Source organism: Methylobacterium oryzae, from assembly GCF_036441375.1.
Lineage (GTDB): Bacteria > Pseudomonadota > Alphaproteobacteria > Rhizobiales > Beijerinckiaceae > Methylobacterium > Methylobacterium oryzae_A.
The window spans coordinates 148,056-160,664 of sequence record NZ_MLCA01000002.1 but is presented as its reverse complement, the minus strand read 5'-3'; the positions used below and the strand labels follow the sequence as shown (position 1 = coordinate 160,664).

Here is a 12,609-nt window from a genome sequence, read left to right as displayed (position 1 = left end):
GGCCTCCAAATCTCATCTGGCGGCCTTTTAGGCCGCCCATTTCGAGCCCCAAAGACCTATTCGACGGTATGGTTCTGAGCCGAGGGCGGACGACGGCCGCACCGGATCGCACGTAACGTTGTGCCACATCTCGGCGCGTGGATGCGGAGGGCGGAACGAGCCTTGGCCGCCAGCAAGCCGCTCGAAGATCAGGGCGAGCAGTTCCTCGACCCTATACGAACGTCTCAACGCTCGTCTGGCTCGATCCGCTCGTACAAGGCGACCAGCCGTTCCGCCAAATGTTGGTAAGTCTGCACGGCGGACTCAACTCGGCCGGCGGCGCACTGCCCCTGGGCGGACTGATAGTCGAGCATCAACATCTTGAAGCCACCCCGCTCAAACGCCGCATTGCTGAGTCTGGCTCGGCGCTGAATCTCACGCTCGAACCAGGGGCTGACCTCGCCCGCCGCCGTCAGACACGGCGCGAGGCGCACCGGCGTATTGTGGGCTTCGGTAAGGGGTGGAGAGAGCAGCATCAAGCCCCAGAACGCCGCGGTAGCGATGCTGAGGGAGAGTCCGAACAGACGCAACCGCCTGTGCGGGCGTCGTCCAAGCTTCGCGATTGAGATGCGGGCCCGCACATCGCAACTCGCGTCGTACTCGCCATGACAGTGGGTGTAGTGGACGGATCCATCCGCGTGGCGGTGAAGAATAGATCTCTGTAGCATGCACGTGCTCCGGGCTTGAATTGAACACAGACACTACGAACGCAGCATATCGGTCCAGATTGCTGCATAATAACCGGTCACGTAATGGGATGATCAGCCCTTCGCGGCGTCTATAATTTACTCTACACCTAAAATGAAGCCGTCAAATATTATATGTTTTTGAGGTCGACTCAATATCTGTTACGGGAATCTGATTGGCGCCCTCCGCGAAATCGTAGAAGAACGCGGACGGCGAAGGCGGGCAGTTGATAGCCTTCGCAGAACCGCCCGCCCGCTGGCGCACTGGCCATTTTGGAACTGCGGATGAGCCTCAGCCACACATTCCATCGGAGCAGGCTACTCCGGTAGCCCCAAATGGATGATGTGCCTCCGCAGCTGTGACGATAATCATCGCTTCATGAACTGACATCAAGTCAGCACAGAGGGGGCAAATGTCGGACATTTCCGAGTTGGACCTCTACTGCAGAGAGGCCCAGAGTATCATTACGCACTCCGAGGAGATCGTTCGGTGCATGAGGAACGCCGGCGCCTGCGAGGGTCACCTCTTGATGGCAGATCAAGGACTCATCGCACTGAGACACCTCGGCAGGCTTATTGAGCGAAGCCGCAAGCGGTCAGTCTTCGAAGCGCCTTCCGGCCCTATAGATGCGTCGCTTCCGACCAAGCAGAGCTGGTGGTCTGTATTCTGGCGACGTCCGGGAGCCGACGATCGCGCGTTAGAGACACGTACCTAACCGGGCTCTCTACCTTGCGCGACCGGTGACCCGGCCGAACGTCCGCTACCATACTTTTATCTCTCAGCTGCGGACGGGCAGAAATCCACCCAAGCCGGTCGCTCGGGACGCCATTGGCGCTTCTACAACGCGGCCGTTCGTTCGCCCTCAAGGAACGTCGGCTTTGGGGGGGGACGCGGCCAATGAAATCCGCTCGATGACTGGACCGGCGTCTGCAGGGTGCGGCCGGTGCGCTACCTTCACCTCAGTCTACCCTCTGCCGCACAGCCGCCTGCATCTCCATGGTGCTCGCGCGCATCTCAGAGCGTCTCACCTCGGCGGAGTTGTAGCCGAGATGAAGGTAGTCCGGCGTGAAATCGCAGAAGGCCGCGAGCCGCCCTGCATCCGGCACATGCATCCGACGCTGCTGCAGCAGGATCAGCCCATTCTCCCGTAGCACCCGAAGAGACCGGTTGACGTGAACCTTCGTCATCGCGGTCACGTCGCCAAGCTCGTCCTGGGTCAGAGGCCACGCAAAGCTCTCCTCGACTGATACTTCGACTGCGTGCAACCTAGCCCGTACTTCGCAGATTAGATGGGCGATGCGCGTGGCCGCCAAGCGCCGTCCGTTGTTGATCAGCGCCTGACGCAAGATGCTGTCGGTCTGGAGCGAACTCCAACGCAGAGCTCGCCTGAGGCCGAGCGAGCATTCTAGCGCCACCTCGATCTCAGCCGGGTGGATCTCTGCCATGATACCGCTGGTCAGGGTCGTCACGGAATGGTCGGCGTAGCCGAGCAGGTTCGTGAGCACGTGACTGATGTCGCCGGGGAGGATCAGGTCAGTGATCAGGCGTTCGCCACTGGCCAGCAGCTTCGAGCGGTAGGCCCATCCCTCTAGCATGACGAGAACGCGCTGATTCGCATCGCCCTCATCTACAAGCCGTTGCTGTGGTTCAACGATGCGTGCGTGGCGGACGATATGGCTCAAGCAAGCATGATCGTTCTCGCTGAGCGCCGCTCCATGTGCGAGCTTGCGGACGAGGCGATCTAGCAAGGCGAGGTGTTCCCTATGCCGACTACGTGGCATTCAGTGATAATGTTAACCTATGTCAGTACATTTGGCCCTCACATATGTTGGCGAGCTACGTCGGAGACCGCACCGTGCCGCTGTGGTTCTATAGTCTCGGAGCAGATCGGGGGGATCTGACGGCCATATCCGTTCCGATGCATCCTCTGCCCGGAAGTGGGCGACCGGAAAACAGCTCATGACCCTTTCGGCTCCGACTCAACCCAGTCGGGTTTGCAGCCAGCCGGCGATCCCCAAAGCAGTCATCAGCCGGCCACCCCCTCACCAATGGGCAGAGCAACAGGAAATGTAACGCTAACTCGCAGTCCAGGCTGCGCATCCGAGAGCGTGAGGCGACCTCCGTGCAGTTCCGCGACCGCTGCGGCGAGGCTGAGGCCGAGGCCGTTTCCGGGGCCTGATCGACTACGCTCAAGCCTGTAGAAGCGGCGCAGCACCTTCTCCCGCTCCGATGCCGGGACGCCGAGGCCGTCGTCGCGGACCGCAGCCAAGACGGAACCGCCTCGCACATCGAGTTCGAGACCGACCGTGCTTCCCGGTGGCGTGTGCTGCAGAGCATTCTCGACGAGGTTGACGAACAGCTGCGCGAGCAGGTCGTGATCGGCCTGCACCCAGGCATCCTCGACGATGCGCGCCACAAGCGTGCGACCGCTGTCACTCGCCGGAGCAGCGTAGGCGTCGGCGACGGTATGAAAAAGTTCCGAGAGGCTGACCGGTCGGAACGACTTCCGAAGCGTGGTGGCCTCGATCTGAGCGATACGCAGCAGTGCTGAGAAGATGTCCAGGATACGGTCGGTCTCCTCGACGGCATGCTCTACGGCTACTCGGTAATCGCCGGCCGTCGTGGCCCGGTGGCTGGTTGCCTCCAAGCCCTGCCGCAACCGCGAGAGCGGTGTGCGCAGGTCGTGCGCGATGTCGGTCGAGACCTGCCTCAGGTTCACCATCAGTCCACCGATCCGGTCGAGCATCCGATTAAGAGTTGCGGCAAGACGGTCGAACTCGTCCTGCGAGCCAGTCCGCGCGATTCGCTGCGTCAGGTCTCCGGCGACCACCGCTTCCGCGGTGCGGGTGATAGCATCGAGGCGGTGCAGCAACGCGCTGGAGAGCAGGAGCGCGGTGCCGAGCCCGAGCAAGCCCGCGGCCGCCAGCGCGGTCAGGAAGGCGCGCGTCACCACGGCCTCGACGTCGCGTACATCTGTAAGATCGTCCGCCACCAGAACGATGCTACCGTCCCCGAGCTTTCGTGCAGCCGTAAGTGGAACGTCGCTCCGGGATGCAGCAGGTCCTGCAGGATCGCGTGTATAGGGCAGGAGCGCTGCGTCTCCGAGGAGGACGTGGCCGTCAGCCCCGATAAGGACGTAGCGGGTATGGGTCAGCGGGTTAGCGAACCGCCCGGTCAGTGCCGCTTCAAGATCCTGCCGTCCACCGGCGTTGAACTCGTCGACGAGAGCTCTGGCCTCGTTATCCACCCCGCGCTGTGCCTGCCGCTCCAGAGCGTCGGTCACCGCGAGTACCGTTAACCAACCGATCGCGCCGACCGAAACCATGAAAGCGAGCGTGTACAGCAGCGCGAAACGCAGGCCCGCGCTCCGCAGGAGATCACGATATGTCCGCATGGAGGATGTACCCCGAGCCACGAACCGTCTCGATCGGGTCCGGCCCACCGTCGCTGTTGAGCTTGGCCCGCAAGCGGCTCATGTGGGTTTCGACGATGTTCGTCCGAGGGTCGAAGTGGAAGTCCCAGACGCTCTCCAAAAGCTGACGCCGGGTGACGAGCTGCCCCACGTTGCGCATCAGAAATTCCAGCAGGCTGAACTCTCGCGGCTGTAGGTCAACGACATGTCCAGCGCGGGTCACCCGCCGCGTGACGAGATCGAGTTCGACATTAGCAACCCGAATGATCGTCTCGACGCGCCCGAGGGGCGGGCGGCGAGCGAGTGCGTTGATCCGGGCGAGTAGTTCCGCGAGGGCGAACGGTTTGACTAGGTAGTCGTCGCCGCCGGCTTCCAAGCCATCGACCCTATCGCTGATGCCGCCCATTGTGGTCAGGAAGAGAACGGGTGTCTGGACGCCCAAGGCGCGGAGTTGGCGCACGAGTTCGAGGCCGTCGAGGCCCGGGAGCATGCGATCTACGACGGCGACATCGTGCGCAGTCTCGCGTGCGAGCCGGAGCCCAGTCTGCCCATCACCGGCCTGCTCCACCACGTGTCCCGCTTCCTCAAGGCTCGACACGAGGAGCGCCAGGGTCGGGGCGTCGTCTTCGACGGCCAGGATCTTCATGCGGCTGCGGTCCTCCAGATCCGGCAGGCGGGGCCGAGCGGCCAAGATTGGGGATTTGTAATTTGACGATCGGCCGACAAACGGGCTTGCTTACAAACCGACAATTACAGCGCTCATCTACGTATTATTCCACATTGCAACCCGGCCGTCGCCGGTTTTGGAACGCAACAGGCTCGAAGCCGAAGTCTATAAGCAACACATCGGGGCTTTATGGTCAACAGTAAATACGGAATGTGGCGACATAAGCTTCGATGCGACAAAGTGAACAATGTATTCACGGGATAATTCTTCTCAATGCCTCATCGGGTGCCCATGGAAACGGATAGGGTCAAGGTGCAGCGCAGCGATGTGGCCGCGATCACAAGCCTTCCTGGCGCTCTCTCAGCGCCTTTGCAGGAGTATTTCGGCTTAGCAGAACAGCAGGCGTTGCCAGCACGACTGGCCGAGCTTGTCACACGCTTTGAGGTGGCGCTCGCCGACCGTGGCCGCACCGTAGCAGTGGAGTTCCGCGACGATCTGATCAAAGCGCTACCTGCGCTGCGGACCTTTGCTCTTTCTTTATGCGGGGATGTGGCCCGTGCCGATGATCTCGTGCAGGAGACATTCGCCCGAGCTTGGACGAAGTGGCACTATTATACTTCAGGAACAAATTTCACCGCGTGGTTGTTCACGATCATGCGCAATCAATTTTACTCAGAGCTGAGAAAACGCAAGCGCGAAGTTGAGGATGCTGACGGGAAGCACGCAGCCCTTCTGACCGCTCGCCCAGTTCAGGAGGAAGCCAATACACTACAGATCGTATGGGACAAGATCGACAGCCTGCCTGTCCCTCAGCGTCAGGCGCTATTGCTGGTCGGCGCCGAAGGTTACACCTACGAGGAGGCGGCGGTGAAGCTTGGTTGCCAGGTGGGGACGGTCAAGAGCCGGGTCAGCCGAGCCCGAGCTGTTCTCGTGGGCACATTGGGCCTTCCGTTCGAGAGTCGGCCACAGGCTTGATCTAGATCTGAGCCGTAGACGCTTCCGATACAGTGAATGACCCCTGGATGAGGCTGCTCGTCGGTCTCGCATCACGGACCTCACCTAAATGCAGTTTCCATACTGAGCCGGCTCGCCGCGAGGCGGCGGGGGATAGCGTCTGCTTCGAGGCATCTCCTTTCGGATAGCGGACCGTCGCAAAACCCACCCCGAGCAGCCATTCCGATCTCGACCCACAGCAGCCGACCAAGCCAACAATAGCGCAGCCCGAAAGCTGTCATAGTTGGCTCTAGCTCGAAGACGGCTTGGGTTGGCGGCAGGATCTTGGCCGCATGCCCCGAACGGACAAATGGTGCTCACCTCAAGCAGGCCTTAACCCGACCCCACCATTCTCCGCGTCGCCTGGTCGCGAGCCGACCCAGAAATCAAGTGATGTCTGCCCTTATGGTGCCGCCCCAGCCCAACTTAAGAACACGATCAGGGCGCACGCCGCGACGGAGCCTTTGGACCGATCGACGCGGAGGCGTGGCTGTAATCTTTGGCCTGAGCGCTACCGTCCTACTCGGCCTCGTCGGTGGCGGCATCGACTACGCGCGCCTGTCCTCCCGGCGCAGCCAGATACAGAACGCACTCGACCAAGGGGTGCTCTCAGGTGGCAATGCACTCAAGCTCGCCTCCGCGACCCCCGCCTCGGTAAGCGGCGTGACTGAACAGGCCATTCGGGACGGAGTCACCTCGCCGCCTGACAGACCGCTATCCGTGCAGGTCACAGTTCCCGACGATAAGATGAGCGTTGCTGCGACCGCTTCTGAGGATTTCAAGCTCTCCTTCGGACCGTTCGTCGGTGTGCGCACAGCTCACATCGCACTTCGATCGAAGGCGAGCGTCGTCGGCAATATGCGTCTTTGCATGTTAACGCTCGATCCTGCTGCCCCCGGCGCATTTGACCTGGAAAAAAGCGCGCAGGTGACTGCGGCGGGCTGCTCGCTTTATTCGAATTCCAGCAATCCGGCCGGCATGTTAGGCCAAGATAGCTCCTATGCCCGCGCTCAGTCGATATGCTCCGCCGGTGGCTTTGTGGGCCTCCGAGCCAACTTTGCGCCGCCTCCACAGACTGGCTGCCCGATCATCAAGGATCCGCTGAAAGATCGTCCTGCACCGACAGTAGACGCCTGCACCTCGATCCCAGCGTCCGCCAACAAGAAGGGCGACATCAGCCAAAACCTCGTCGACCAGAGCGTGACGCTGAGCCCTGGCACGTATTGCGGCGGCCTGCACATCACCAAGAACGCCGCCGTCTCGCTGCAGTCAGGGATCTATGTGATGAAGGACGGCCCGCTCATCGTGGACAAGAAAGGCTCCTTGAGTGGCGCCGACGTCGCCTTCTACTTCACCGGCGACAAGGGTGGGCTGCTATTTGACTCAAAGACGTCCATTAGTCTTGCAGCACCCACGACCGGTGTCATGGCAGGCCTGCTGATGATGGAGGAGCGCGTAGTCTCCAATCCAGTGGATCCGACAGCAGCAGTCGACCAAGATCCGCTCGCCCCTACTGCGCCGACGCCGCCGCCGCTCGGCGCAACAAGACCCATGCGGACCTACCGTATCATCAGCGACGACGCTCGCACCATGCTCGGCACCATCTATCTGCCAGCGGGCCGGGTCGTGATCGATGCGAAGAAGCCTGTTGCCGACCAGTCGGCCTACACGGTGATCGTGGCCCAGCAGGTGAACCTCTATCAAGGGCCGAACCTGTACCTCAACGCAAACTACGACTCGACCAGCGTGCCGGTGCCGAAGGGTGTAGGCCCGATCTCGGGAAAGCTGCTGCTCACCCAGTAAGATCTCGAACACCCAAATCAGTTCTGCCCACAGGTTTCTGTCTCGTCCCCTGGCCCACAAACAGGCACTGACAGCCTCTGCAAAGGGTCGTGAGCTGGCACGGAGACTGGGTCCGCTTCCAAGCATTGCCGACTGGAAGCGGACCGTCGGGAAACCACCCTACCCAGACGTTCGATGCGCCCGCCAACGTGACGGGAAATGGCCGGAAGCGGCTGATCAGCTTCGGAGCCACTTCATCGGAAAAGTGGACGGCCACCTAACGGGCCGGCGCTACCATCTCGCGGGCGATCCATCGACAGCGTCGGGCGAACCCTGCCGCTGTGGTGAGTGATGTCTGCGCCTGCCAGATGGGACGCAGCGACGGTTCGCGTTGACGTCGTTCACGAAAGGGCGATTGCTCGCGGACTGCCGTGTTTCCGAGCTATAGCCTCGGAGACGTCACCGGAATTTTCATGGTCCCCACCGGCTACGATCCCGCGCTCGTCGCACTGTCCCTCGCCATCGCGGTGTTCGCCTCCTACACCGCACTCGACCTCGGCAGCCGCGTCCGTGGGGCTGCCGCCGGTCTACGCTGGGCATGGGTCGCGGCAGCCTCGCTAGCGATGGGCGGGGGCATCTGGGCGATGCACTTCGTCGGCATGCTCGCCTTCGAGATGGGCATGCCGGCATCCTACGACCTCGGGATCACGGTGGCATCCCTATTGTTGGCTATCGCGGCCACGGGTGCCGCCTTCACCTGGGTCAGCCGCCCGGACGCCGGACCGCGCGACGCCCTCGTCAGCGGTCCCCTGATGGGTGTCGGCGTCGCGGGCATGCACTACACCGGCATGGCGGCGATGCGGGTGCCGGGCAACCTCGCCTACAGCCTGCCCGTGGTCGCCGCATCGGTGGCCATTGCCGTGTCCGCCGCGACCGCCGCGCTATGGCTGACCTTCCGGCAGAACAGCGTCTGGCAGAAGCTCGCCGCCGCCATAGTCATGGGTCTGGCGGTCGCCGGTATGCACTACACTGGCATGGCCGCGGCGACCTTCACGGCGGAGGATCTCGGGGGGCATGCCGCGCACGCCGCGGGCGTCAGCGTCAGCCAGCAGAACCTCGCCCTGTACGTGTCCGGCGCGACTTTCACGATCCTGTTCATGGCCATCGTGGCCGCGTCGTTCGACCAGCAGCGGGTGCAGCGCCACCTCCACGCCAGCCAGGGCCGCTTCCGGGCCGCGGCAGAGGCGGTCGGCGACATCATCTGGACCGCCGACGCCCGCGGCGCGATGGTAGGGCCCCAGCTGTACTGGCAGGCCTACACCGGTCAGTCTGAGGAAGAGTGCCAGGGCACCGGCTGGGCAAAGGCCGTGCACCCCGACGACGTCGAGGCGACGAAGGCGGCTTGGCGGGAAGCCGTGGCGGCGGACCGGGGCTACGAGCTCCGGCACCGCGTGCGCAACCGGGACGGCGCGTACCGCCTATTCGCGGTCAAGGGGCGCCCGGTGCGGAACGCGGATGGGACGATCCGCGAGTGGGTGGGTGTGCACTCCGACATCACCGAACGCGAGGCGTTCGAGGCCGCCCTGCGGGAAGCCAAGGATGAGGCCGAGGAACACAGCCGTGCCAAGAGCCGCTTCCTGGCCAACATGAGTCACGAGCTGCGCACGCCGCTGTCGGCGGTGATCGGCTACTCGGAGATGCTGGAGGAGGAGGCGGAGGAGCTCGGCCAGGATAGCCTCTTGAAGGATCTCGGGAAGATAAAGTCGAACGCCCAGCACCTGCTCGGGCTGATCAACGACGTGCTCGACCTGTCCAAGGTCGAGGCCGAGAAGATGGATCTGTACCCCGAGGACATCGACGTCGCCGAGTTCGTGCGCAACGCCGCCGGGACGGTCGATGCGCTGGTCGCGAAGAAAGGCAACCGCCTCGTGGTCGCGGTTTCCGAAGATGCGGGACTGGCACGCACGGACGCGGTGAAGCTGCGCCAGTGCGTGTTCAACTTGCTCTCGAACGCGGCCAAGTTCACCGAGGGCGGTACTATCACCCTCGGGGTCGCCCGCGAGGCGGGCGTCGGCGGCGATTGGCTCCGCTTCACCGTGGAGGACACCGGCATCGGCATGAGCCCTGAGCAGGTCGGGCGCCTGTTCGAGCGTTTCACCCAGGCCGATGAGAGCACCACGCGCAACTACGGAGGCACCGGCCTTGGCCTGGCCCTGAGCCGTGCATTCGCCCAGCTTCTCGGCGGCGACATCACGGTGACCAGCGTCGAGGGCCGGGGCACGTGCTTCGCTCTCGTCGTGCCGGCGACGCTTCCGCAGGTGCCCGACGAGGGCGTCGCAGCCGAGCCCGCGCATGAGGAAGGGCACGGCGAGCCGGGGCGCGGCCTCGTGCTGGTCATCGACGACGAGGCCAGCCAGCGCGAATTGATGACCCGATTCCTCGCCCGGCAGGGCTTCTCGGTGCGCACGGCCCCCGACGGTAAGACAGGTCTGGAGATGGCCCGTAACCTGAAGCCGCGAGTGATCCTGCTCGACGTGATGATGCCGGACGTGGACGGCTGGACGGTGCTGGCGACCCTCAAGAGCGAGGACGCCACGCGGGACATCCCCGTGGTCATGGTAAGCTTCGTGGCCGACGCGGCGCTGAGTGCATCCCTCGGTGCGGCGGAGGCGTTGCCGAAGCCGGTGGACTGGGGACGGCTCAAGGGCGTCCTCGACCGGGTCGGACGCGGTGCCGGCGACATCCTCGTTGTCGACGACGACGCCGACATGCGGGCACGCCTCCGGAGCGTCCTCGAACGCAACGGCTGGTCGGTGCGCGAGGCCGGTGACGGGGCCGAGGCCCTTAGGCGCATGGCCGAGGATAGGCCCCGGCTGGTGCTACTCGACCTGACGATGCCCGTGATGGACGGGTTCACGTTCCTGCGCGAGATGCGGGGGCGGCCGGGCTGCGAGGAGATCCCGGTCGTCGTCCTCAGCGCGCGGGACGTTTCGGGCGAAGAGCGCCGCAGGCTGGCCGGGGCGGACCGAGTGCTGCGCAAGGGTGACGCCAGCCTCCAGGACCTCGCGGCGGAGGTTGACCGGCTCGGCCACGGTTCGGAACGCCAAGGCACCCCGCAGGCTTCGGCCTGACCGAACGCCGCCGCGATGGCTCCATCATCGTTCGCGAAGTGTCCCATAGGCGCTGAATACAGGGAGAGCCATGTCCCACGTTCTCCCGGGCGGCCTAGGCGCGCCTGAGACCTGTGTCGACCGGCTCCGAGGTCGACAGCCCTGACGTGTCAGGGGCGTTCCCAGCCGTGGGCGCCGCATGCCGACGTTGCGGGCGACCGGGCGTCAACAGCCAGCTTGCCCCGCCTCGCAACGAACCGTGGCCGTTAGCCGTTGTGTGGTGCCCATGAACGGACACCCCCATGACCGTCCTCGCCTTACTCGTCGCCGCCAACTTCGCCATCGCGGGCACCTTCTCCCTCCTGGCGGTCGCAGCCGACTGAAGGGGTTGCCCGTACGTGCCGTCAATTCCGATAGGTACGCCCCTGCCCGGACTGCTCTGGGCGATGTCCTTCGACGAGCGGGGCTGCGGACGCCTTCTGGCTCCGGACGAGGCGCTGCCGGATCTCGACGCATTCGGCGGGGGCTTCCTCTGGCTGCATTTCGACTTGAAGGCCGCGGACCTGGAGCCGCTGATCGATGCCGGGCACGTCGGGCCGCGGTCGCTCGCCGAAGCCGTCTTCAGGGAAGACGAACACCAGCGCGTCACAGTCGCGGACGGGCATGTCGGCGGTGTGGTCGCCGACCTCGCCCGGCCCGGGGCCAAGCCCGACATCGCCGGCCGCCTTCACTTCGTCATGGGTCCGCGGTCGCTGGTGAGCGGGTGCCAAGGCCTGGCCGAGAGCCCGGACGCCACGCGGACGACCGCCGAGGAAGGGCGCCCGATTACCTCCCCCGTGCTGCTGCTGGAGACGATGGTCGGCTTCGTGGTTGCCGCCATGGCGGCGACGGGGCAGAGGCTCTCCGACGAGGTCGACTGCATTGAGGACCGCGTGCTCGACGGGCGCGTGCGCGACGACCGACGGCGCCTGGGGCCGATCCGCCGCAGCGCAGTGCGCCTGCACCGGCAACTGCTCGGGCTCGCCGCGGTCTTCCACCGGTTGGAGGAGGACGACCTAGCCCGGGACCTGCACGCTCCCGCAATCGCCGTGGCGGCGCGGCTGGCCCAGTGGCTGGATGCCCTCGACCGTGACGTGACCGCGCTCGCCGAGCGGGCGCGCCTTCTGCAGGAGGAGCTCGCCGCCCGGGTGGCGGAGGAGAGCAACCGCCAGCTCTACGTGCTGTCCATCCTCTCGGCCCTGTTCCTGCCGCCGACCTTCATCACCGGCCTGTTCGGCATGAACGTGAAGGGTCTGCCGTTCGCCGACGACCCACGCGGTTTCCTGTTCGTGGCTGGGCTGAGCCTGCTGTCGGCGGCCGCGACCTACGGCATCATCCGGGTGCTCGGCATCCGCCCGCCGCGCGGTTAGAGGCCAATGCCGTCCGAGCAGAGTTCCGCGATGACCCTCTCCCGCCACTTTTCCGCCTTCGCCGGCAAGGTCGCCAAGTGGGCCGGCCATCCGCTTGCTTTCGCGCTTGGAGCGGCCTCGGTCGTGGCCTGGGCGGCAAGCGGTCCCTACTTCCACTTCTCGGACACATGGGAGCTCGTCATCAACACGGGCACCACCATCGTGACCTTCCTGATGGTGTTCCTGATCCAGAACTCGCAGAACCGGGACGGGGCGGCCATCCAGGCCAAGCTCGATGAGCTCATCCGGTCGAGCGCGGCCCAGAACCGTTACATCGGTATCGAGAGCTTGACCGAGGAGGAGCTCGACGAGCTCAAGCAACGCTGCGAGACGCGCGCCCGAGCCGAGCGCCTGAACGATGCGCGCGAGGCGGCCGACGAGGCCGAGGCGCGGGCCCATGAGAAGGCGGCCCGCGCCGCAGAGAGGATGGGTTAGCGCGGCGGTCAGGCGCTAGCTCACAGCTTAGGCTCC

General features: G+C 64.4%; 9 protein-coding genes. 5 read left to right on the top strand and 4 right to left on the bottom strand.

Translation table 11 applies throughout. The features are described 5' to 3' along the window. Positions 1-224 precede the first annotated feature (224 nt). The 4 genes from MOTC310_RS09150 to MOTC310_RS09135 form a co-directional block, all read right to left on the bottom strand. Entirely contained in the window at positions 225-707 is a 483-nt protein-coding gene (locus tag MOTC310_RS09150; protein WP_139174033.1) for a hypothetical protein, read from the bottom strand. Between the two features lie 978 nt (positions 708-1,685). Beyond that, the gene (locus tag MOTC310_RS09145; protein WP_175543975.1) at positions 1,686-2,408 is read right to left on the bottom strand and encodes a Crp/Fnr family transcriptional regulator; all 723 of its coding nucleotides are present in this window, start codon (positions 2,406-2,408) and stop codon (positions 1,686-1,688) included. A gap of 344 nt (positions 2,409-2,752) precedes the next feature. Continuing rightward, positions 2,753-4,120 (bottom strand): sensor histidine kinase, encoded by a 1,368-nt coding sequence (locus tag MOTC310_RS09140; protein WP_331301569.1) that lies wholly within the window; start codon positions 4,118-4,120, stop codon positions 2,753-2,755. Then, the gene (locus tag MOTC310_RS09135) at positions 4,104-4,784 is read right to left on the bottom strand and encodes a response regulator transcription factor (RefSeq protein ID WP_091778578.1); all 681 of its coding nucleotides are present in this window, start codon (positions 4,782-4,784) and stop codon (positions 4,104-4,106) included. Before MOTC310_RS09135 ends, MOTC310_RS09140 begins: the two co-directional genes overlap by 17 nt. Before the next feature lie 312 nt (positions 4,785-5,096). On the opposite strand from MOTC310_RS09135, the gene MOTC310_RS09130 reads away from it, so the two are divergent. From MOTC310_RS09130 to MOTC310_RS09110, 5 genes are all read left to right on the top strand, one after another. Next, positions 5,097-5,780 carry a sigma-70 family RNA polymerase sigma factor gene (locus MOTC310_RS09130; protein WP_419539878.1) on the top strand — a complete coding sequence of 228 codons (684 nt, stop codon included), beginning with the start codon at positions 5,097-5,099 and terminating at the stop codon, positions 5,778-5,780. 423 nt (positions 5,781-6,203) lie between these two features. Continuing rightward, positions 6,204-7,601: a TadE/TadG family type IV pilus assembly protein gene (locus tag MOTC310_RS09125; RefSeq protein WP_091778921.1), complete on the top strand. Its 1,398-nt coding sequence runs from the start codon at positions 6,204-6,206 to the stop codon at positions 7,599-7,601. A gap of 452 nt (positions 7,602-8,053) precedes the next feature. Continuing rightward, positions 8,054-10,711: an MHYT domain-containing protein gene (locus tag MOTC310_RS09120; RefSeq protein WP_091778576.1), complete on the top strand. Its 2,658-nt coding sequence runs from the start codon at positions 8,054-8,056 to the stop codon at positions 10,709-10,711. Positions 10,712-11,136: 425 nt separating this feature from the next. Beyond that, positions 11,137-12,099, top strand: a complete 963-nt coding sequence (locus tag MOTC310_RS09115; protein WP_331301567.1) for a CorA family divalent cation transporter — start codon at positions 11,137-11,139, stop codon at positions 12,097-12,099. Between the two features lie 30 nt (positions 12,100-12,129). Continuing rightward, positions 12,130-12,573 carry a low affinity iron permease family protein gene (locus MOTC310_RS09110; protein ID WP_091778574.1) on the top strand — a complete coding sequence of 148 codons (444 nt, stop codon included), beginning with the start codon at positions 12,130-12,132 and terminating at the stop codon, positions 12,571-12,573. Positions 12,574-12,609 lie beyond the last annotated feature (36 nt).

What these genes read in the sequence shown, in the direction of transcription:
- MOTC310_RS09120 (WP_091778576.1), top strand. Translation starts at nt 8,054, where the DNA reads ATGGTCCCCACCGGCTACGATCCCGCGCTCGTCGCACTGTCCCTCGCC.
- MOTC310_RS09110 (WP_091778574.1), top strand. Translation starts at nt 12,130, where the DNA reads ATGACCCTCTCCCGCCACTTTTCCGCCTTCGCCGGCAAGGTCGCCAAG.
- MOTC310_RS09125 (WP_091778921.1), top strand. Translation starts at nt 6,204, where the DNA reads ATGGTGCCGCCCCAGCCCAACTTAAGAACACGATCAGGGCGCACGCCG.
- MOTC310_RS09140 (WP_331301569.1), bottom strand. Translation starts at nt 4,120, where the DNA reads ATGCGGACATATCGTGATCTCCTGCGGAGCGCGGGCCTGCGTTTCGCG.
- MOTC310_RS09130 (WP_419539878.1), top strand. Translation starts at nt 5,097, where the DNA reads ATGGAAACGGATAGGGTCAAGGTGCAGCGCAGCGATGTGGCCGCGATC.
- MOTC310_RS09115 (WP_331301567.1), top strand. Translation starts at nt 11,137, where the DNA reads ATGTCCTTCGACGAGCGGGGCTGCGGACGCCTTCTGGCTCCGGACGAG.
- MOTC310_RS09150 (WP_139174033.1), bottom strand. Translation starts at nt 707, where the DNA reads ATGCTACAGAGATCTATTCTTCACCGCCACGCGGATGGATCCGTCCAC.
- MOTC310_RS09135 (WP_091778578.1), bottom strand. Translation starts at nt 4,784, where the DNA reads ATGAAGATCCTGGCCGTCGAAGACGACGCCCCGACCCTGGCGCTCCTC.